The sequence below is a fragment of the Serinicoccus sp. CUA-874 genome, assembly GCF_001942225.1.
Taxonomy (GTDB): domain Bacteria; phylum Actinomycetota; class Actinomycetes; order Actinomycetales; family Dermatophilaceae; genus Ornithinicoccus; species Ornithinicoccus marinus.
In genome coordinates, this window is record NZ_MKJZ01000037.1 from 127,936 (window position 1) to 147,663 (window position 19,728).

Annotated in this window: 17 protein-coding genes; 6 read left to right on the top strand and 11 right to left on the bottom strand. The window is 74.0% G+C overall.

Annotated elements, in window-relative coordinates; translation table 11 throughout:
* Positions 1-78: 78 nt before the first annotated feature.
* The 3 genes from BJF80_RS15235 to BJF80_RS18955 all read left to right on the top strand — a co-directional run bounded on the left by BJF80_RS15235 (position 79) and on the right by BJF80_RS18955 (position 2,133).
* Positions 79-645: a GNAT family N-acetyltransferase gene (locus BJF80_RS15235; protein WP_075814884.1), complete on the top strand. Its 567-nt coding sequence runs from the start codon at positions 79-81 to the stop codon at positions 643-645.
* A 35-nt stretch (positions 646-680) separates the two neighbouring features.
* Positions 681-1,859: a heparan-alpha-glucosaminide N-acetyltransferase domain-containing protein gene (locus tag BJF80_RS15240; RefSeq protein WP_075814886.1), complete on the top strand. Its 1,179-nt coding sequence runs from the start codon at positions 681-683 to the stop codon at positions 1,857-1,859.
* Positions 1,860-1,977: 118 nt separating this feature from the next.
* Positions 1,978-2,133, top strand: a complete 156-nt coding sequence (locus BJF80_RS18955) for a hypothetical protein (RefSeq protein WP_022924218.1) — start codon at positions 1,978-1,980, stop codon at positions 2,131-2,133.
* Positions 2,134-2,236: 103 nt separating this feature from the next.
* Here BJF80_RS18955 and BJF80_RS15245 read toward each other — a convergent pair whose 3' ends face one another.
* Together BJF80_RS15245 and rpsO are read right to left on the bottom strand one after the other, a co-directional pair.
* Entirely contained in the window at positions 2,237-4,744 is a 2,508-nt protein-coding gene (locus BJF80_RS15245) for a polyribonucleotide nucleotidyltransferase (RefSeq protein WP_075814888.1), read from the bottom strand.
* Positions 4,745-4,892: 148 nt separating this feature from the next.
* Positions 4,893-5,162, bottom strand: coding sequence for a 30S ribosomal protein S15 (rpsO, locus tag BJF80_RS15250; protein ID WP_022924220.1), 270 nt, complete (start codon positions 5,160-5,162; stop codon positions 4,893-4,895).
* Between the two features lie 129 nt (positions 5,163-5,291).
* On the opposite strand from rpsO, the gene BJF80_RS15255 reads away from it, so the two are divergent.
* The 3 genes from BJF80_RS15255 to BJF80_RS15260 are packed head-to-tail and all read left to right on the top strand — an operon-like array spanning position 5,292 to position 7,017.
* Positions 5,292-5,987, top strand: coding sequence for a DNA topoisomerase IB (locus tag BJF80_RS15255; RefSeq protein ID WP_321166425.1), 696 nt, complete (start codon positions 5,292-5,294; stop codon positions 5,985-5,987).
* Positions 5,984-6,286 (top strand): hypothetical protein, encoded by a 303-nt coding sequence (locus tag BJF80_RS21305; protein ID WP_321166428.1) that lies wholly within the window; start codon positions 5,984-5,986, stop codon positions 6,284-6,286. The genes BJF80_RS15255 and BJF80_RS21305 overlap by 4 nt, the downstream gene beginning before the upstream one ends.
* Entirely contained in the window at positions 6,283-7,017 is a 735-nt protein-coding gene (locus BJF80_RS15260) for a PIG-L deacetylase family protein (protein WP_075814890.1), read from the top strand. The genes BJF80_RS21305 and BJF80_RS15260 overlap by 4 nt, the downstream gene beginning before the upstream one ends.
* A 320-nt stretch (positions 7,018-7,337) precedes the next feature.
* On the opposite strand, the gene BJF80_RS15265 is transcribed toward BJF80_RS15260, so the two are convergent.
* From BJF80_RS15265 to BJF80_RS15305, 9 genes are all read right to left on the bottom strand, one after another.
* Positions 7,338-8,297, bottom strand: coding sequence for a putative endonuclease domain-containing protein (locus tag BJF80_RS15265; protein ID WP_143554147.1), 960 nt, complete (start codon positions 8,295-8,297; stop codon positions 7,338-7,340).
* Between the two features lie 179 nt (positions 8,298-8,476).
* Positions 8,477-9,313, bottom strand: a complete 837-nt coding sequence (locus BJF80_RS15270; RefSeq protein ID WP_075814894.1) for an Fpg/Nei family DNA glycosylase — start codon at positions 9,311-9,313, stop codon at positions 8,477-8,479.
* A gap of 37 nt (positions 9,314-9,350) precedes the next feature.
* Positions 9,351-12,149, bottom strand: coding sequence for a phosphoenolpyruvate carboxylase (gene ppc / locus BJF80_RS15275; protein WP_075814896.1), 2,799 nt, complete (start codon positions 12,147-12,149; stop codon positions 9,351-9,353).
* A gap of 40 nt (positions 12,150-12,189) precedes the next feature.
* Complete coding sequence (locus tag BJF80_RS15280) at positions 12,190-12,717, bottom strand: GNAT family N-acetyltransferase (protein WP_075814898.1); 528 nt, start codon at positions 12,715-12,717, stop codon at positions 12,190-12,192.
* Positions 12,714-14,792: a penicillin-binding protein 2 gene (gene mrdA / locus BJF80_RS15285; RefSeq protein WP_237767658.1), complete on the bottom strand. Its 2,079-nt coding sequence runs from the start codon at positions 14,790-14,792 to the stop codon at positions 12,714-12,716. The genes BJF80_RS15280 and mrdA overlap by 4 nt, the downstream gene beginning before the upstream one ends.
* Positions 14,789-15,274 carry a rod shape-determining protein MreD gene (mreD, locus tag BJF80_RS15290; protein ID WP_022924228.1) on the bottom strand — a complete coding sequence of 162 codons (486 nt, stop codon included), beginning with the start codon at positions 15,272-15,274 and terminating at the stop codon, positions 14,789-14,791. The genes mrdA and mreD overlap by 4 nt, the downstream gene beginning before the upstream one ends.
* Positions 15,271-16,068 (bottom strand): rod shape-determining protein MreC, encoded by a 798-nt coding sequence (mreC, locus tag BJF80_RS15295; RefSeq protein WP_075814902.1) that lies wholly within the window; start codon positions 16,066-16,068, stop codon positions 15,271-15,273. The genes mreD and mreC overlap by 4 nt, the downstream gene beginning before the upstream one ends.
* Positions 16,068-17,123, bottom strand: coding sequence for a rod shape-determining protein (locus BJF80_RS15300; protein WP_269087415.1), 1,056 nt, complete (start codon positions 17,121-17,123; stop codon positions 16,068-16,070). The genes mreC and BJF80_RS15300 overlap by 1 nt, the downstream gene beginning before the upstream one ends.
* A 19-nt stretch (positions 17,124-17,142) precedes the next feature.
* Positions 17,143-19,728: a CHAT domain-containing protein gene (locus BJF80_RS15305; protein WP_075814904.1), complete on the bottom strand. Its 2,586-nt coding sequence runs from the start codon at positions 19,726-19,728 to the stop codon at positions 17,143-17,145.

Genomic DNA, 19,728 nt, shown 5'->3' on the forward strand with positions numbered 1-19,728 from the left:
GATCCACGACTTTGTATAACGCAAGTCACGTCATTTGACGGTCACGGTGTAACAAACCGCGGGTGCGAGACTGGGACGGTGAGCCATCCGCACGAGCAGGCCCCCGCCGCCGACGCCAGCGTCCGCACCGCGCGCCCCAACGACGCGCCCGCGGTGGGGCTCGTGCAGGCCTTCGTCTGGCACCAGGAGTATGCCGACGTGCTCGACCCCGAGGTCCTGGAGGCGCTGACCGGCCCACGGTTCGCCTCGGCATGGCGCCAGTCGCTGGAGCACCCGCCCTCCCCGCGGCACCGCCTGCTGGTCGCGTGCGCCGGACCGCAGGTCACCGGCTACGTCGCGGTCGGCCCGGCGGAGGAGGAGCCCGGTCTGCCCGAGGGCACCTCGGCGCTGCTCCTCGACGGTGGCGTCCACCCCGAGGCGCGCCGTGCCGGCCACGGCTCCCGCCTGCTCAACGCTGCGGTCGACACCCTGCGCGCCGCCCACGACGAGCTCGAGGCGGTGGCCACCTGGGTGCTGGCCGAGGCCGAGGTCACGCGGGGCTTCCTCCAGGCCGCCGGCTTCGAGCCGGACGGCGCGTGGCGTGACCGGGTGGTGGCCGACGACGGGCGGACCGTCCGCGAGGTCCGCCTGGTGGCCTGGCCGTGACGCCGCCCACGGGCACCTGAGGCGAGGGTCCTGACGTGGCCGGCCGGCTGGTGGGGGTGGATCTGGCGCGCACGCTCGCGCTGCTGGGGATGTTCGCCGCCCACCTGGTCGAGCAGGAGGGGCCTGGGCCCGGTGGGGTGAGCTGGGTGTTCCAGACGGTCGCGGGTCGCTCCTCCGCGCTCTTCGCCGTCCTGGCCGGGGTGAGCCTCGTCCTGGCCTCGCCCCGGACCGAGGTGCTGGCCGATCCGCGCCTCCACCGCCGCCGGGTCCTGGTCCGCGCCGCGCTGGTCGGCGGCCTGGGGCTGCTGCTGGGACTGCCCAGCTCCGGGATCGCGGTGATCCTCACCTACTACGGCCTGCTCTTCTGCTGCGCCCTGCCGGTGCTCTCCTGGCGGGCGGCACCGTTGGCCTGGCTGGCGCTCGCCTGGGGGCTCCTCAGCCCGGTGCTCAGCCTCATCCTGCGCCCGGCGCTGCCCGAGCCCACGCTGGCCGTGCCGTCCCTGGCCACGCTGCTCACGGGGCCGCTCCAGCTCCTCGGCGAGCTCCTCGTCACCGGCTACTACCCGGTGCTCACCTGGGCGACCTACCTCTTCGCCGGGATGGCGGTCGGGCGCGTCCTGCACGACCGCGGGCCCGTCCCCGGGGTCACCCGACCCCTCGTCCTCGCCGCCGGGGCGACCGCGGTGCTGGCCCTCGGCGTCTCGAGGCTGGTCACCCGCAGCGAGGAGGTCCGGACCTCGCTGCTGGCCACGGTCGGCCTCGGCCCAGGCGACTGGGCGGTGCTCGACCACGAGCGGCGCACCGGCTTCTACGGCACCCACCCCGAGGGCAGTCCCTGGTGGCTCGGCGTCTGGGCGCCGCACAGCGGCAGCGTCGTGGATCTCGTGCACACGACCGCAGCGGCGACTTTCGTGCTCGGGTGCTGCCTCATCCTGGTCCGCGTCCTCTCCGTCCTGCCCTGGGCCCTGCTCGCGGGAGCCGGTCGCGCCACCCTCAGCCTCTACTCGGCACACGTCGTGCTGCTGGCCACACCCCTGGGCGACGCCGGCCCCTGGGCGCCGGACACCTCGACCGGTCTGCTGGCGCACAGCCTCCTCGCGCTGGTGGTGGGCGCCATGCTGGTGGCCGTCGGTCGACGCGGCCCGTTGGACGCGGTCGTCAGCGCCGCCGTGCGCTCCGTGGGCACCACAGCCGCCACACCCGCCACATCCTGAACGCGACGACGACGCGCGTTCACCTTGTGTTCACTTTTCGGTGAACTCTGGGGTAGGCTAGGTGAACAGAAGATGAACGACTCGACCCGAGACTCATCTCTCGGAGGAGGTGGACCCCATGGCGACCGTTCGCTCCCTGCGGACCGACACCACGCGCGCGACCCGGGCCCTCACGTGGGTCCCGGTCACCGACACCACCGGCCGCACCCGGATGGAGATGCGCTGGCACGTCGACGCCCCCGCACCCAGGATCCGGCGCAAGGCGCTGGCCTGAGCAGCCGGACGACGACGACACACGCGCAGGAAGGGCGGGCCCGATCGGGCCCGCCCTTCCTCACGTCATGCCTGCGGCCGCGTCGTGCCGCGCCTCAGGTCGATCAGACCTCGGAGCCGGAGCCGTCCGACTCGGCGGAGTCCGAGGCGGCGCCGGTGCCACCACCGTTGCCGCCACGACCACGGCCGCCCCGACGGCGGCGCTGACGACGCGGACGCTCGCCGCCCTCGCCCTCGGCGTCGCTCCCAGAGGCGTCGCCGCCGTCGGCGTCACCGCTCGTGGCCGGCTCGGTCACCTCGGGCGCCTCGGCGTCGTCCGCACGGCTGGGCTCCCCGGCGGGCTGCCCCTGCTCCGGGGCCGGGGTCTGGCCCTCGCCCGACGCGCCCTGCTCCTGCGCGACGACCGCCGCGAGCGAGAGCTTGCCGCGAGGGTCGATCTCCTTGAGCTCGACCTGGACCTTCTGGCCCACGCCCAGCACGTCCTCGACCGCGTCGATGCGCTTGCCACCGACGAGCTTGCGGATCTCGGAGATGTGCAGCAGCCCGTCCTTGCCCGGCAGCAGCGACACGAACGCCCCGAAGGTCGTGGTCTTGACCACGGTCCCGAGGAATCGCTCGCCGACCTCCGGCATCTGCGGGTTGGCGATCGCGTTGATCGCCGCCCGCGCGGCCTCGGCCGAGGGGCCGTCGGTCGCGCCGATGTAGACGGTGCCGTCGTCCTCGATCGAGATGTCGGCGCCGGTGTCCTCCTGGATCTGGTTGATCATCTTGCCCTTCGGGCCGATGACCTCGCCGATCTTGTCGGTGGGCACGCGCACCGAGATCACCCGCGGGGCGTAGGGGCTCATCTCGTCCGGGGCGTCGATCGCCTCGTTCATGACGTCCAGGATGTGCAGACGCGCGTCGCGGGCCTGGGTCAGGGCGCCGGCGAGCACGTCGGCGGGGATGCCGTCGAGCTTGGTGTCCAGCTGGATCGCGGTGACGAACTCCTTGGTGCCGGCGACCTTGAAGTCCATGTCGCCGAAGGCGTCCTCGGCGCCGAGGATGTCGGTCAGCGCGGCATACTTCGTCTCGGACGTCCCGGCGTCGTTCTTGATCTCCGCCGAGACCAGTCCCATCGCGATGCCCGCCACCGGCGCGCGCAGCGGCACACCAGCGTTGAGCAGCGACATCGTGGACGCGCAGACCGAGCCCATCGAGGTCGAGCCGTTGGAGCCGAGCGCCTCGGACACCTGGCGGATCGCGTAGGGGAACTCCTCGCGGGTCGGCAGCACCGGCATGAGCGCCCGCTCGGCGAGCGCGCCGTGGCCGATCTCGCGCCGCTTGGGCGAGCCGACGCGACCGGTCTCACCGGTCGAGTAGGGCGGGAAGTTGTAGTTGTGCATGTAGCGCTTGCGCGACACCGGGGAGAGGGTGTCCAGCTGCTGCTCCATGCGCAGCATGTTGAGCGTGGTCACGCCCATGATCTGGGTCTCGCCGCGCTCGAAGATCGCCGAGCCGTGCGCCCGCGGGATGACCTCGACCTCGGCGGACAGGGCACGGATGTCCTTGAGCCCGCGACCGTCGATACGGACCTCGTCGCGCAGGATGCGCTCACGGATGAGCTTCTTCTGCACGGCGCGGTAGGCCGCGGACAGCTCCTTCTCGCGACCGGCGAAGGCGGCGTCCGACCCGTCGTCGTCGCCGGCCAGCCGGGTCATCATGGCGGCCTTGATCTCGTCGACGCGGTCCTCGCGCTCGGCCTTGCCGGCGATCTGGAGCGCCGCAGCGAGGTCGCCGGAGACGGCCTCCTCGACGGCGGCGTAGGCGTCGTCCTCGTAGTCGAGGAAGCGCGGGAACTCCTGGACCTCCTTGGCGGACTCCTGGGCGAGCTGGGCCTGAGCGTCGCAGAGGGCCTTGATGAACTTCTTGGACTCCTCGAGGCCTTGGGCCACGACCTCCTCGGTCGGGGCCTGCTTGCCCTCGGACTTCACCAGGTCCCAGGTCGCCTCGGTGGACTCGGCCTCGACCATCATGATGGCCACGTCGTCACCGTCGACGACCCGCCCGGCGACGACCATGTCGAAGGTCGAGCGCTCGGCGTCGGAGAAGTTCGGGAAGGCGACCCACTGGCCGTCGATGAGGGAGATGCGCACGCCACCGATGGGGCCGCTGAAGGGCAGGCCGGAGATCTGGGTGGAGGCGGACGCGGCGTTGATCGCGAGCACGTCGTACTGGTGCTCGGGGTCGAGCGACAGCACGGTGATGACGACCTGGACCTCGTTGCGCAGCCCCTTGGCGAAGGTCGGGCGCAGCGGGCGGTCGATCAGCCGGCAGGTGAGGATCGCGTCCGTGGACGGGCGACCCTCACGCCGGAAGAAGCTGCCGGGGATCTTGCCGAGGGCATACATCTTCTCCTCGACGTCCACCGTCAGCGGGAAGAAGTCGAAGTGGTCCTTGGGGTGCTTGCCGGCCGTGGTGGTCGACAGCAGCATGGTCTCGTCGTCGAGGTAGGCGGTGACGGAGCCGCCGGCCTGCCTGGCCAGGCGTCCGGTCTCGAACCGGACGGTGCGGGTGCCGAAGCTGCCGTTGTCGATCGTGGCTTCGGCGGCGGTGATCTCTGGACCCTCCATGGGCCCTCCTTTTCTGCTCAACTCTGCTCACGGCGCGGGGCATCATCGTTGTGCCCGGCCGGTCCTGCAGGCGAGGGGCGTGTGCCGGCCCCCCACCTCATACGCGAAGGAGCGGTCCCCGTGACGGGAACCGCTCCCAGGCGAAGTCTCAGCGACGCAGGCCGAGTCGCTTGATCAGCGACCGGTAGCGCTCGATGTCGATCTCCTCGAGGTAGCGCAGCAGCCGCTTGCGCTTGCCGACCAGCAGCAGCAGGCCGCGGCGGCTGTGGTGGTCGTGCTTGTGCTCGCGGGAGTGCTCGGTGAGCTCCTTGATGCGGGCGGTCAGCAGCGCGACCTGGACCTCGGGGGACCCGGTGTCGCCCTCGGTCGTGGCGTACTCCTTGATGATGTCCTGCTTGGCGGCAGTGTCGATCGCCATGGGCGACTCCTTCGTGTTGTTGCGCGGCGCCAACCCGGGCCTGTTCACCGGGGCACTCTCGAATCCGCGGCCGTCATGACGGCACCGTTCAGGTTATCAGTGGGGCGGGATCGGCCCTAATCTGCGCGTATGCCCCGGTTGCGCACCGTCTCCGCCAGCTCGCCCGGCTGGACCCGCCGACGTTCCGGGCGTGGGTTCACCTACCTGGACGCCAAGGGCGAGCGGCTGCCGGACGAGGAGGTCGAGCGGGTCAAGGCGCTGGCCATCCCGCCCGCCTGGCAGGACGTCTGGATCTGTCCGCACCCGCAGGGGCACCTCCAGGCGGTCGGCACCGACGACGCCGGACGGCGGCAGTACCTCTACCACCCGGCCTGGCGGGAGAAGCGGGACCGGATGAAGTTCGACCGGGTGCTCGCGGCGGCGGCCGAGCTGCCCGCGGCGCGACGGCGGGTGGCCCGTGACCTGGCGCAGGAGGGTATGCCCGCCGAGCGCGCCGAGGCGGTCGCCGTGCGGCTGCTGGACCTGGGCTACTTCCGGATCGGCAGCGACGTCTACACCGACGCGCACGGCAGCTTCGGCCTCACCACGCTGGAGCGCCGGCACGTCCGCGCCCGGGGTGACGTGCTGGTCTTCCGCTTCGTGGGCAAGTCCGGCGTCGAGCACACGGTCGAGATCGACGATGCCGACGTCATCGCGGCGCTGGACCGGATGCGGCGGCGCCGGTCCGGGCAGCGGCTGCTGGCCTACCAGGACGGGCGCCGCTGGATCGACCTCGACGCGCCGCGGTCAACCTCTACCTCGACGAACTGCTCGGGGGCGAGCTGACCGCCAAGGACTTCCGGACCTGGCACGCGACGGTGCTGGCGGCGACCTCGCTGGCGCTGACCGAGGAGGCGGGCGACACCCAGGCCTCGCGTCGGCGGGCGGTGAAGGCCGCTGTGGACGAGGTGGCGGCATACCTCGGCAACACCCCGACCGTCGCGCGCGCATCCTACATCGACCCGCGCGTCATCGACCTCTACGAGAGCGGCACGACGATCGCCGAGGTGGCGCGGCGGCGGCACCGCTCACCGGCGGCCCGGACGCGTGACCTGGAGAAGGCCGTGCTAGAGATGCTGGCATGACCCTGGAGACCTTCCCCACGGACTGGCGGCGGGCGCTGTGCATCGCCGCCCACCCCGACGACCTGGAGTACGGCACGGCCGCGGCGGTGGCCCGGTGGACCGCCGAGGGCAAGGAGGTCACCTACCTGCTCGTCACGCGCGGGGAGGCCGGCATCGCCACGATGCCGCCGGAGGAGGCCGGCCCGGTCCGCGAGCAGGAGGAGCGGGACGGCGCCCGCGAGGTGGGCGTCGAGGACGTGCGCTTCCTCGACGACTTCTCCGACGGAAGGCTGGAGGCCGACCTGCGGCTGCGGCGCGAGCTCGCCCGTGTGATCCGCGAGGTGCGGCCCGAGGTGGTGACCACCATCACGCACGCCGAGACCTTCCCGGGCGGTGGGCTCAACCAGGCCGACCACCGCGTCGTCGGCCTGAGCGTCATCGACGCCGTGGCCGCGGCGGGCAACCGGTGGATCTTCCCCGAGCTGGTCACCGAGGGCCACGAGCCGTGGGACGGTGTGCGCTGGATCGCGTCCTCGGCCGGGCATACCCCCACGCACGAGGTCGACGTCACCGACACCTTCGAGCGCGGCGTCGCCTCGCTGGAGGCGCACCGGCAGTACCTCGCCGCGCTGGACGACGACTACCCCTCCCCGCGCGAGCTGCTCGGCATGATCCTGGGCAGCACCGACGGCGCCGGCGACAGCACCGGCCCCACCCGGTATGCCTGGCGCGCCCAGGTCTGGCAGCGCTGAGCCACCCCCGCCGGGCGCCACCGTGCCCCCGCGGCCGCCCACTCCGGCCCGCACCCTCCCATCGCTGACCTGAGCAGAGAAACGTGCTCGACGCACAGGTTGCAACCCCTGCCTGGGCCAGATTTCTCTGCTCAGCAGGGACACAGCCACCCCCACCCGACCTGAGCAGAGACATGTGCCCGACGCACGCGCTGCAACCCCTGCCTGGGCCAGCCTTCTCTGCTCAGGCGGGACCGGAAGCACCAGCGGCCCTGGCGGGACCGGAAGCACCAGCGGCCCCGGCGGGACCGGAAGCACCGGCGGCTCCGGCGCACCAGCGCTCAGGCCGGTCGGCGGAGGGACGCCCGCGCGAGGGCCTGCCGGATCTTGGCCCGCACGAGCCCCGGCGTGGCCAGGTCTGCCCAGGTGAGTCGCACGACCTCGTAGCCCAGCTCCCGCAGCCGGTCCTCGCGCACCTTCTCGGCCATGAGCACGTCCCGGTCGTCGTACTTCACCCGGCCGTCGAACTCCAGCAGGACGTTCGTGCCCTTGATCCGGAAGTCCGACCGCGCCACCAGCCAGCCGGCGGGGCCGTAGATCTCGACCTGGCACTCGACCTCGATGTCGAGCAGGTGCAGCAGCCAGGCCGTGCGTGACTCCCCGGCGCTCTCCCTGCTGCCGTCGGCCAGGTCGGCCACCAGGCGCGCTGCAGGCCGGTCACGCCGCAGGCACGACAGGTCGACCAGGGAGCGGAGCTCCTCCGGGGTCGCGGCGCCGACCCGCAGGGCCGAGTCGGCGGCGACCAGCCCGCACTCGGCGCCGTGCACGACGGCCTCCTGGAGACTGGCGAGCGCGGGCCGGACCACGGGTATACCGTCCTGGTCGGTGACCTGTCCCGGCGGCACCGGCGCGTGCACCCACAGGCCTCCCGAGCGGTGGCCACGGCCGCAGCCCACGCGGCTCCCGTGGACCTCGTCGTCGAGACCGTGCACGTCCAGGTCCTGAACCACCAGCCCGCTGCGGTGGCTGAGTGCGACCTGCCCAGGTTCGGTGCCCAGCGACGCCAGCGAACCCGCGACCGCGAGCGCGCGCAGGCGATGACGCTCCCACGGGGGCGACGCCTCCCATACCCGCCGGTCGACGAGGACCTCCCGGCGCAGGCGGAGGAGCACCCCCGCGGCGACCTGGCTCCGGATGACCGTGTCGGACACACCGGCACGGTGCAGGTGGGCCGTCGTGAGCCCGTGCGGGTGCACCTCCAGCAGCCGACCCACCCGCGGGTCCATCGCGTCGCCCCTCATTGGACCAGCCTGCCGCGCCGCGACGACTCAGCGCCGGACTTGTCCACAGGTGCCGGATCCGCAGGTGGACCTGAGCAGAGGAAGGCACGTAGACCGGAGCCTGAGCAGAGAAGGGTGTGCCACGCGGGGGTTGCAGCGCCTGCCTCGGGCACATCTCTCTGCTCAGGCGGGAGGGGACCTCAGGTGCGGCGCTGGCAGTTGCCGCACCAGAAGAGGTTGCGGCCGGCGACGACCTTGTGCCGGATGCTCGCGCCGCAGCGCAGGCACGGCTGACCGGTGCGCTTGTAGACGGCGAACTCGCGGGGCACGTCGGGCAGCTCGCCGCGCTCCAGGGCCGCCTCGGTGTCCGCAGCCACGTCGTCGAGGGTGATGATCGTGCCGGTCCGCACCCCCAGCGGCATAAGCCGCACGAGGTCCTCCCAGATGAGCTGCCAGGATGCCGGCTTGAGCGAGCGGCCGGGCTTGAGCGGGTGCAGCCGGTGCCGCCACAGCACCTCGCAGCGGTAGATGTTGCCCACCCCGGCGAGCACCGTCTGGTCCATGAGCAGCTCGGCGACGGTCTTGCCCGAGCGGCGGATCTTCCGGTATGCCTCGTCCGGGTCGTTCAGCCCGCCCACCGGCTGCAGCGGGTCCGGCCCCTGCCGGCGCACCAGCCGGTCCACCTCCGCCTCGTCCACGAGCTCGCAGGCCATCGGGCCGCGCAGGTCGGCGACCCGGGTGTCCGAGAGCAGCCGCAGCCGCACCTGCCCGGTCGCGGGCGGCTCGCTGCCTGGCGGCTCCACCGGCAGCACGAACCACTTGCCGATGAGCCCGAGGTGGACGTAGAGGGTGCGCCCCTGCGCGAAGTCGACGAAGAGCAGCTTGCCGTGGGCCCACGACCCGTCCACGACCTGCCCGTCCAGGACGGCGGCCTCCTGCGCGAAGCGGCCCTGCGGGCTGCTGACCTGCGGCGTCGTGCCGCCGTAGGCGGCGTCGAGGGCGCGGGCGAGCCGGTGCAGCGTGTGTCCCTCGGGCATGACCCGATGCTCTCACGCAGCGCCGGCACCGGCCCTCTCAGCCGGTGTTGCGCAGACCTGCCGCCACCCCGTTGACGGTCACGAGCAGCGCCCGCTGCAGCTCGTCGACCTCGTCGTCGCCGGGTCCGGCCGCCCCCTCGTCGGCCGCGGCCGTCTCGTCCGGCCGCTCGCGCAGCCGGCGCAGCAGCTCCACCTGCAGGTAGGAGATCGGGTCGAGGTAGTTGTCCCGGACGGCCAGCGTGCGCTTGAGCACCGGCTGGTCGTCGAGCAGGTCCTCCTCCCCCGTCAGCGCCTTGAGCTCGGTGACGGTGAGCTCGAACTCCTCGCGGATGGTCGCGAAGACGTGCCGCAGCTCCTCCGGCACGAGGGTGTCGACGTAGTGCGCCGCGATGCCGAGGTCGGTCTTGGCGACGGTCATCTCGACGTTGGAGATCACCGAGCGGAAGAAGTGCCAGTGCTCCAGCATCTCGTGCAGCGTCTCGCCGTGCCCGGCCTCGCGCGCCGCCCGCAGCCCGGAGCCGACACCGAACCACCCCGGGACGATCTGCCGGGTCTGGGTCCAGCCGAAGACCCACGGGATCGCCCGCAGCCCGTCCAGGCCCTTGCCGGTGTCCGGCCGCTTGCTCGGGCGGGAGCCGATGTTGAGCGCGCCCAGCTGGTCGACCGGCGTCGCCGCGACGAAGTAGGCCGGCAGGTCTTCGTCGTCGATGAGGCTGCGGTAGGCCGCGAAGGCGGCGTCGCTGGCCACGTCCATGACCGCGCCGTAGCGCTCCCGCTCCTCGGCGGTGGTCCGTGGGTCGCGGTGCAGCGCCGAGGCCCGCAGGACCGCGGCGAGGGACAGCTCCAGGTTCTCCTGCGCGAGGGCCGGCAGCGAGTACTTGTCGGAGATGACCTCACCCTGCTCGGTGAACTTGATGTCGCCCTCCAGCACCCCGTTGGGCTGGGCGAGGATGGCGTCGTAGGTCGGGCCGCCGCCGCGGCCGACCGAGCCGCCGCGACCGTGGAAGAGCCGCAGTCGCACGCCGTGCTTCGCCGCGACGTCGCGCAGCGCCCGCTGCGCTTGGTGGATGCCCCACTGGCTGGTGAGCACGCCGGCCTGTTTGTTGGAGTCGGAGTAGCCGAGCATGACCTCCTGGACGTCCCCGCGCAGCCGCACCAGCTCACGGTATGCCGGGGTGGACAGCATCGAGTCGACCAGCGCCGCGGCACCGCGGAGCTCGTCGATCGTCTCCAGCAGCGGCGCGAAGCCGATGAGCGCGAAGGCGCCCTCGCCCCCGGCGTCGCCGTGCAGGTCGACGAGCCCGGCCTCCCGCGCGAGCACGGCCGCGGCCAGCACGTCGTCCGGTCCCTGCGTCATGGAGATGATGTAGGTCTCGACGACGTCCTCACCGTAGGTCGCGACCGCCTGCCGGATCTCGTCGAAGACGGCCAGCGTCTTCTCCCGGGGTGCCGCCCGGGTGAGCAGCGGGCGGCGGGAGCCGAGCTCGGCGCCGAGCAGCTCCAGCCGCGCCTCGCGGTTCAGCGCGTCGTAGCCCTCCTCTCCCGCAGCCCCGGCGGCGTCCAGCATCGGCGCCAGCGTCTCGTGGTGCTTCTCGGAGTGCTCGCGCACGTCGAGCGTCGCCAGGTGCAGGCCGGTGGAGGCGATGGTCTGGGTCGCGTGGGCCAGCCGCCCGTCGGCGACCAGCTCCCCGCCGTGCCGGCGCAGCGAGTCGGCGACCACCTGCAGGTCGGCGACGACCTCGTCCACCGAGGCGTAGTCGCGCCCCTCCTCGTGCGGCGTGCCCGCGTCGAAGCGACGGCGCGTGTTGAGCAGCTTGGCCCGCACGCAGGTCAGCTTGAGCCGGTAGGGCTCCTGGGCGTTCAGCTCGAGCACCCGCTTGTCGAGGCCGGGCAGGTGCGCGAGGTCCTCGCGCACCGACGCCAGCAGCTCCTCCTCGACGTCGACGACCAGGGTGGAGGAGGAGACCTGCGAGATCAGCACATCGACCAGCGCGAGCGCGACCTTGATGGCATGCGTGCCCTGCAGCGTGAGCACCTCGCGGGTGACCGCCGGCGTGACGTAGGGGTTGCCGTCCCGGTCCCCGCCGATCCAGCTGCCGAAGCGCAGCGGCGAGCGGGAGGCATCCATGCGGACGCCCTGCTCGGCGAGCAGGTCGGACAGGTGCCCGAGCAGGTTCGGCATCGTCGTGGTGAGCACCTCGTCGAGGTAGTACATCGCGTTGCGCGCCTCGTCGAGCGGGGTCGGGCGGTTCTGCCGCAGCTCGTCGGTCTGCCAGATCAGGTCGACCAGCTCGCCCAGCTCGCGGTCCTGGCGCCGCCGCGCGAGGGTCTCCGGCTCGGTGGTCGTCGCGAGCAGGTCGGACAGGTGGCGGATCTTGGTCAGCACGCTGCGCCGCGACGCCTCGGTCGGGTGCGCGGTGAAGACCGGCCGCATGTCCAGCTCGGCGACGCTGCTGGCCAGCAGCTCGGGGCCGCCGTGCTCGACGACGTCCCTGACCGCGGAGGTCAACCAGCCCTCGTCCTCGCTCCGGGCCGCGTGGGTGCGCACCCGGTGCACCTGCTCGGCGGCGTTCGCCAGGTGGAAGTATGCCGAGAACGCCCGGACGAGGTCGTGCGCCTGGTCCAGCGGGAGGCCGGCGAGGACCCGGCGGACGTCGGCGGCGGCCTGCTCGTCCCCCTCCTTGCTGGCCTTGGCGGCGAGCCGCACCTCCTCCACGGCGTCGAGGAGCTCCTGCCCGTGGTGCCGCACGAGCGACTGCCCGAGCAGGGTGGAGACCCGTCGGACGTCGGCACGGAGCTCGGGGCTGATGGGGTCGGTGGACGTCGGCTCGCTCACGCGTCGACCCTACGGCAACCAGGGTCGGCCTCCGAACCCCTCAGGGCTCCGCGACGTCCTCGGCGAGCGGCAGCTCCCACCAGTCGCACCCGTGCCACCTGCCGAACTTGCGGCCGACCCGGGTGAAGGCGCCCACCTGGGTGAAACCGAGCGACCGGTGCAGGGCGGCGCTGCCCGGGTTCGGCGGGGTCATACCGGCGACGGCGGTGCCGTAACCGAGCTCGCGCAACCGGTCCAGCAGCGCGCGGTAGAGCGCCGCGCCGATCCCCTGCCCGGCCGCCTCGGGCGCCAGGTAGACGCTGGTCTCCGCGGTCCGGGCGTAGGCGCGCCGGAGCCGGTAGGTGCCGGCGTAGGCATACCCGAGGAGCTCACCGTCCCGCTCGGCGACCAGCCACGCGTGCCGCTCCTGCGCGGCAGCGATGCGTCCGGCGAGGGCGACGTCGTCCGGCGGGTCGGTCTCGAAGGTGACCGCGGTGTCCCGCACGTAGGGCGCGTAGATCGCCGCGCAGCCCGCCGCGTCGGCGCCGGTGGCATCACGGATCGTGACGGGCTCCGGTGTCGTCGTCATCGTCCCTCCTGCTCGCGCAACGTCTCCCAGATGGCCCGCGCGGCCGGTGCCGCGACGTCGGACCCGATGCCGCCCTGCTCGACCATGACGAGCACGACGTATTCCGGGTCCTCGACCGGGCCGTAGGACGCGAACCACGAGGTCGCGTCCTGCCCGACGGACTCGGCCGACCCGGTCTTGCCGGCCAGCGGGTATGCCTCCTGCGGCCAGCCGGCGAAGGCGGCGGCGCCAGTGCCGTCGGTGACGACCGCCTCGAGGCCCGAGCGCAGGATCTGCCAGGTCTCGTCCTCCAGCGACACACTGCCCTGGTCGGGCCGCTCCAGCTCCTCGACCACGGTGCCGTCGACGCGCACCAGAGCGTCGGCCAGCTGCGGGGTCACGAGCCGGCCGCCGTTGGCGACGGCGGCGTAGACGACGGCCATCTGCAGCGGGGTGGTCGCGACGTCGCCCTGCCCGATGGAGAAGTTGGCCGCGTCACCCGGCCGCCACTGGCCCCCGTCGACGCAGTTCTCCTCCGCCAGCTGCTCGAGGAACTCCCGACGGTCCTCGTCCTCGACCTCCGGGTAGCCCTCCTCGGCACGCGCGCAGGCGTCCTCCCGGGTGGTCTCCCAGTAGTCCTGCTTCCACGCCCGCGACGGCAGCGTGCCCGCGACCTCGCCGGGCAGGTCGACCCCGGTGCGCTGCCCGAGCCCGAACCCACGGGCCACCGCGAGGAAGCGGTCCCGGGCGTCGGCCTCCGCGCCGCCGCCCAGGCCGCCGAGCTGGCGCCAGTGGTCGTAGGCCCACCGGTAGAACGTCGTGTCGCAGGAGACCTCGAGGATGCGCGGCAGGTCGATCTCGCCGTAGGCCTCCGACTCGTAGTTGGTGAACCGCTGCCCGGCGATGGTCACGGCGCCGGGGCAGGCATACTCCCCCTCGGGGTCGATGCCGGTCTGCAGCGCTGCGGGCAGCGTGACGACCTTGAAGGTGGACGCGGGCGGGAAGGTCTCCGCGACGAGCCGGTTGACCAGGGGCGCCCCCCGGTCGGGATCGAGAAGCCGGTCGTACTCCCGCGCGCTCACGCCGCGCGTCCACAGGCCGGGGTCGTAGGTGGGGAAGCTGGCCGCGGCCACCACGGCGCCGGTGTCCGGGCGGAGCACGACCGCGGCGCCGCTGGTCGCGGGCGCACCCGCCCGACGGGCGGCCCGGACCGCCTCGACCAGGGCGGTCTCGCTCGCCGCCTGGACCTCCACGTCGAGGTGGGTCCGCAGGTCCGCCCCCTGCACGGGGTCGGTCCGCTCGAGGGTGCCGGTGACCACGCCCCGCGGGTCGACGGTCACCGTGGTCCGGCCGGCCGTCCCGCGCACCCCCGCGTCGTAGACCGCCTCGAGTCCGGCGCGCCCCACCCAGGCCTCGGGGTCGAGCGCCCCGTCCGCCGCCTCTACCTCGGCCGCGGTCACCCGACCGAGGTAGCCCGTCAGGTGCGCCGCGTTGATCCCCTCCGGTGCCGGGTAGTCCCGGACGGGGATGCTGTCGACCCTGACCCCGGGGTAGTCCTCGGGCCGCTCGAGCAGGGCGAGGGCGTCGACCGGGTCGACATCGTCGACGATCGGGATCGGCTGGTAGGGCGACCCGCTGAAGCACGCGGGCACGGGCGGCGCACCCTCGGTGCCGCACACCCGGGTGCGGCCCCACAGCTCCTCCTCCGGCAGCCGGAGGGCGGCGGCGACCGAGGCGATCAGCGCCCGACCCTCGTCCTCGGCCTCCAGCAGGACCTGCGGGTCGACGGTGACGACGGACGAGGCGGTGTTGGTCACGACGGGGGTGCCGTCCGCCGCCAGCACGCGGCCGCGCAGGGCGGGGGTGACCACCTCACGGGTGCTCACCTCCGCGGCCTGCGTCGCGAGCTGCTCGTGCCGGGTCAGCTGCACCTGGCCGAGGCGCCCGAGGAGAACCCCGCCGAGCAGGAGCACCACGGCGACGGCGGCCCACAGCGGGCGCGTCGAGCGACGGCGCCGGACGCGGGGCGGGGTCACCGTGGGCCGGGGCACCCGCACCGGGGCGGGTCGACCCCGGCGCGGAGGCGACGGGCTCATGCCCACCCCCGTGCCGTCATCCACCGCTCGAGCGACATGAGCACGGGCAGGGCGAGCACCGCGACGAGCATGGTGACCACCCACGACCAGACGAGCTCCCCGGGCAGCGCCCTCCCGAGACCGGCAGCCGCGCCGACGCCGCGCACCCCGAGCACGAGGGCCGCGGCGAGCGCGGTGGCCGCCCACGGCAGGAGCGGGGAGATCACGAGCGCCCGCCGGACCCATCCCAGGCCGAGACCCACGGCGGCATAGCCGAGCGCGCTCGCCCCCAGCGGCTCGCCGCCCGGAGGGACGAGGTCGACGAGCCAGCCCCCCACCAGCCCGACGAGCAGACCCACCTGCGGGCGGTGCAGCAGTGCGGCAGCGGCCACGACGAGCAGGACGAGGTCGGGCCGCGCCAGTCCGGCGGGCCACGCGCTCGGCAGCAGGACCGCGAGCACCAGCAGCAGGGCGCGCACCGTCGGTCCGAGGACGCGGATCATCCGTCCGCCACCGTCACGACGGCGACGAGGTCCAGGGTGTCGGTGTCCACGTGCGGCCGGACCACGGCGGTCCGGCCGAGCTGTCCCCGGTCGGGGTCGACGTCGGTCACCGTGCCGAGCGGTATGCCTGCGACGTAGGGGACGTCGTCCGGACTCCCGAGGGTGGTCACCTCGTCCCCGACGGCGATCTCGCTGTCCCCGAGCGCGGTGAGCGTCAGCTCGCCGTGGCCCCGCGGGGGCAGCTCGGGCGGGGTGCCCGCCTGGACGTCGCCCAGCGCGCCCTCGTCGCCGAAGCGCACCCCGACGACGACCTGCGCGTCGCCGAGCAGCAGCACGTCGGCGCTGCGGGGGGTCACCCGCAGGACCCGACCCACGAGCCCGTCGACGCTCACGACGGTCTGGTCCGGCGCGACGCCGTCCTCGCGGCCGACGTCGACGGTGACGGTCCGTGACCCGACCGGGGAGCTGCCGGAGGCGAAGGCGACCACCCGCGCGGGCAGCAGCCGGCGGTCCACCGCGGCCACCGTGCTCGAGCGCGCCAGCGCGTCCAGCTCGACGACGTCGCGCTCCCGTGCCTCCAGCCGGTCCACCTGCGCCGCCAGCTCGTTGCGCTCCTCACTCAGCCGGGCCAGCTCCCCGTCGTCCCACCCGGCGAGCACCCGTTGCGCGGGGGCCGCCGCGACGGCCACCGCCTCGCGAACGGGGTCGGCGAGTCCCGGGCGGGCGAGGTCGACCACGATCGCCGCGGCGGTCGCCCCCGCCAGCAGCACCGAGACCAGGGTGAGCCGACGCATCAGGCCGGCGTCGCGGCCCGACGCGTCAGGACCTGTCGGAGCGCGCCCATGTCGTCGACGCAGGCCCCGGCCCCGCGGATGACCGCGCGCTGCGGGTCCTCGGCCAGCCGCACCGGCACCCCGAGCTCGTGCCGCAGCCGCTCGGCCCAGCCCCGGAGCAGCGCCCCACCCCCGGTGAGCGTGACCCCCGTGTCCAGGAGATCCCCGGACAGCTCGGGCGGGCACACGTCGAGCACCGAGCGCACCACCTCGACGACCTGGGCGGTGACCGGCTCGATCATCCGCCGCACCTCCTCGCTCCCGAGCTCGATCGTGCGCGGCAGCCCGGTGCCGAGGTCGCGTCCCCGCACCCGGGTCGTCAGCCTCTCGACGACCGGCCAGACCGATCCCACCGCGTGCGTGATGTGCTGCGCCGACCGCTCCCCGAGGAGCAGGTCGTGCTCGCGGCGAACCCCCTCGGCCACGGCCTCGTCCACCTCGTCGCCCCCGACCCGGAGGCTGCGCGCGTTCACCACCCCGCCGAGGCTGATGACGGCCGCGTCGGTCGTCCCACCGCCGAGGTCGACGACCATGGTGGCCGCAGCGCCCTCGATCGGGAGCCCGGCACCGACGGCCGCGGCCATGGCCTCCTCCAGGGCGTAGACGCGGCGCGCCCCGCACCGCATCGCGGCGTCCTCGAGGGCGCGGCGCTCGACGGCGGTGATCCCGCCGGGCAGGCACACGACGGTCCGTGGCCGCACCAGCCGGGTGGGACGTACCCGCTCCAGGAAGTGCCGCAGCAGCTGCTCGGCGAGGTCGCCGTCGCTGATGACGCCGTCGGCGAGCGGTCGCAGCGTGAGCACGTGCTGCGGCGTGCGCCCGAGCATCTCATGGGCGCTGCTGCCGGCGGCGACGAGCCGACCGGTGCTGGTGTCCACGGCGACCAGGGTCGGCTCGTCGAGGACGACGCCCCGACCCTGCACGTGCACCTGCGTCGTGGCGGTCCCGAGGTCGACGGCGAGGTCCCGCCCGAGCAGCGAGGACCCTCGCGCCCGCCGTCCTGCCTCGATGCTCACCCCGGCATCGTACGCAGCGTCACCCGGGCGTCGGCGCGGCGCTCCAGGGCGCGCCCCAGGCCACGAAGGCACCCGCCAGCGGGTGGGCCCGCTGCGCCGAGCGGCTCAGCGCCTCGTCCGCCGGTAGGCCCGCCACGAGCAGCCGGTGGTAGTCCGGAAAGTGCTCGGCGGCGACCTGGTCGGGAACCCTGCAGGGGGCGGCGACGACGCTGGTGACGCCCAGCCACAGCAGGCCGGCCGCCAGGCCCAGGGCTGCCGACCCGCCGCGGTGGCGGGACCGGCCCGAGTCGCAGGCCGAGAGCACCACGTGGCTGGCCCGGCGGTCCTCGCGCTCCAAGTCGGCGAGGAAGTAGGGCCCGTCGGCGAGCCACAGCGAGGAGAAGAGCGGGCTGTCGTCGCGGTGCCGCCCGTGGGCGGCGACGTGGACGAGGTCGGCCCCGCCCAGCGCCGCGGCGAGGTCCGGCGCCGCGGCATCGCCCACCGGCGTGGCCCGGCTCGGTCCCCACGCCTCCGACACCAGCGCGACCTCGTCTCGGGCCTGAGCCAGCTCCGGCCCGGAGAGGGCCACCACGGTGGGGGCCGGGACGGCGAGCTCCTGTCGGGCCCAGGCGGTGAGGCTCGGCGCCACCGGGGTGGGTTGGCCGGACCGGCTCGGGAGCATGCCCCAGGGCACCGCGGCCAGGCTCGGTGTGGGCACCACGAGGACGCGTCCGTCCAGCAGCAACGGCGCGAGCGTGGCGTCGTCGAGGATCCGCGCGGAGCGGCGCAGCGACCGGTGGAGCAGCTCCTCCATCGGCCCGCCGTGGGACCGTGCGCCGGTCTCCAGGTCCGCCGCCAGTCGTTGCGCCAGCTCGCGCACCGGAGCGACCGGCCCCAGCTCGACCGTGCGCATCCTGCCCTGTGCCAGGACCTCGGCCACCAGGGTGCCGGACGCCTCCACGAGGTAGACGAGCGAGGTGTCCCGCTCCCGCAGCCGGCCCAGCGCCCGGCCCAGCTGCTGGCGCGTGACGACCTCACGCCCGGCCGTGCCACCGGGTGCCGACCACGACAGGGCGGCCACCGAGCGCTCCAGCTCCCGCAACCGGGGTCGGAGCCGGTGGGCCCGGTCGAGGTCGTCCCGGACCTGCTGGCGCAGGTGGCGCAGCACCGTCGTGCGCCTGGCCAGCTCCGGGTCGGCAGGAGGCCGGACGGCGGGCGACCGGCTGGCCGCCTCGCGCCAGCGCTCGACGGCCAGCAGCCGGTCCCGGGAGCTGTCGGGGGCCACCGACAGATCCAGCGCCGCGAGCCCCTGAGCGTAGTGATGGGTCGCCGCGCGCAGCTCCAGGCTGGAGCTGCCGGCCACGGTCCGCGTCAGGTCGGTCAGCGCCGCCCGCAGGTGGCGACGGGCGGTGACGGCGTCGTCAACCGCCCGCGCGGCAGCGGCGAGCACCCCTCGGGCCCGCAGCCGCATGCTGAGCGACCCGGCGTGGGTGAGGTCTGCGGTGGCCCGCAGCAGCTGCACGGCCTCGGCGGACCGGTCCCGGTCCACCTCGGTCTCGGCGACGACCAGGCGGGCGAGGTCGGCCGCGACGTGGTCACCGTCGCGGTCGAAGGCCTCGACGAGGGCCAGACCGCGGCGCGCCACCTCCGGGAGCCGTCGTCCACGCCGACGACGGGCGTCCAGGAGCACCAGCTCGGCCCGCCGACGCACCCCTGGGGCGCGGCCCTGCAGGGAGCGGCGTGCCCCGGCCGCGGTGCGGGCCGCTGCCGCCTGGTCGCCGTCGATCAGCTCGGCGAGGGCCAGGTCGACCTGCACCTCGCCGACGACGAGGCGTTGTCCGGTCCGCCCGGCCTCCGCGACCGCGCGCTGCAGCAACTCCCGGGCCTCGGTGACGAGCCCGGCGTCCAGGAGCGTGCGCGCCCGCCCGTGCAGGGCCACCGCGAGCGAGGCCTCGCCGCCCAGTCGCTCGATGTCGCGGAAGAGCCGGAGCGCCCGTGGCAGGTCGCCCTGCAGCGAGACGGCCTGCGCGAGGTTGTGCCGGGCCATGAACTCCTCGATCGCGAACCCGTGGTCGTGAGCGATCTGGGCCGCGGCCACGAAGTCGGCCTCGGCGTCCCCGGGGTCGTGGCCGTCGGTGCGGGCTGCCCCGCGGGAGAGCAGCAGGTCGAAGCGGTCCCTGGGTCCGAGCCGGTCGACGAAGAACAGGGCACGGTCGAGCTGGTTCAACGCGGCGTCGGCGTGGCCGGTGCGGCCGTGGATCATCGCGAGCTGCAGCCGGCACTTGGTCATGAGGAGCATCTGCTCCTCCTCGCCGAGCAGCGGTCCCTGGGCCAGGTGGAGGGCGCTGGTCGCGAGCTCGAGCGCAGGGCTCGCCCCGTGCCGTTGCACGAGCGAGGTGCTCAACGACAGCAACACCCGGACGCGCGCCTCCACCACTCCTGCGTCGCCACCCCGCACCGAGCCGATGCCCGGCACCGTCTCGTCGGCGTGCCGGTCCAACGAGCGCAAGGCCCGGCGGAGCAGCCGCTCGCCCTCGGCCGGCCGCCCCGCGAGGTTGGCCTGCCGACCGGCGTCGAAGAGCGAGGCCGTCGTGGGCGACGCCCGTGCCGGAGCCCGACGGCCCAC

Coding starts and splice junctions, on each gene's coding strand:
- BJF80_RS18955 (WP_022924218.1), top strand. CDS start 1,978: ATGGCGACCGTTCGCTCCCTGCGGACCGACACCACGCGCGCGACCCGG.
- BJF80_RS15245 (WP_075814888.1), bottom strand. CDS start 4,744: ATGGAGGGTCCAGAGATCACCGCCGCCGAAGCCACGATCGACAACGGC.
- rpsO (WP_022924220.1), bottom strand. CDS start 5,162: ATGGCGATCGACACTGCCGCCAAGCAGGACATCATCAAGGAGTACGCC.
- BJF80_RS15255 (WP_321166425.1), top strand. CDS start 5,292: ATGCCCCGGTTGCGCACCGTCTCCGCCAGCTCGCCCGGCTGGACCCGC.
- BJF80_RS15260 (WP_075814890.1), top strand. CDS start 6,283: ATGACCCTGGAGACCTTCCCCACGGACTGGCGGCGGGCGCTGTGCATC.
- BJF80_RS15265 (WP_143554147.1), bottom strand. CDS start 8,297: ATGAGGGGCGACGCGATGGACCCGCGGGTGGGTCGGCTGCTGGAGGTG.
- BJF80_RS15270 (WP_075814894.1), bottom strand. CDS start 9,313: ATGCCCGAGGGACACACGCTGCACCGGCTCGCCCGCGCCCTCGACGCC.
- BJF80_RS15280 (WP_075814898.1), bottom strand. CDS start 12,717: ATGACGACGACACCGGAGCCCGTCACGATCCGTGATGCCACCGGCGCC.
- mrdA (WP_237767658.1), bottom strand. CDS start 14,792: ATGAGCCCGTCGCCTCCGCGCCGGGGTCGACCCGCCCCGGTGCGGGTG.
- mreD (WP_022924228.1), bottom strand. CDS start 15,274: ATGATCCGCGTCCTCGGACCGACGGTGCGCGCCCTGCTGCTGGTGCTC.
- mreC (WP_075814902.1), bottom strand. CDS start 16,068: ATGCGTCGGCTCACCCTGGTCTCGGTGCTGCTGGCGGGGGCGACCGCC.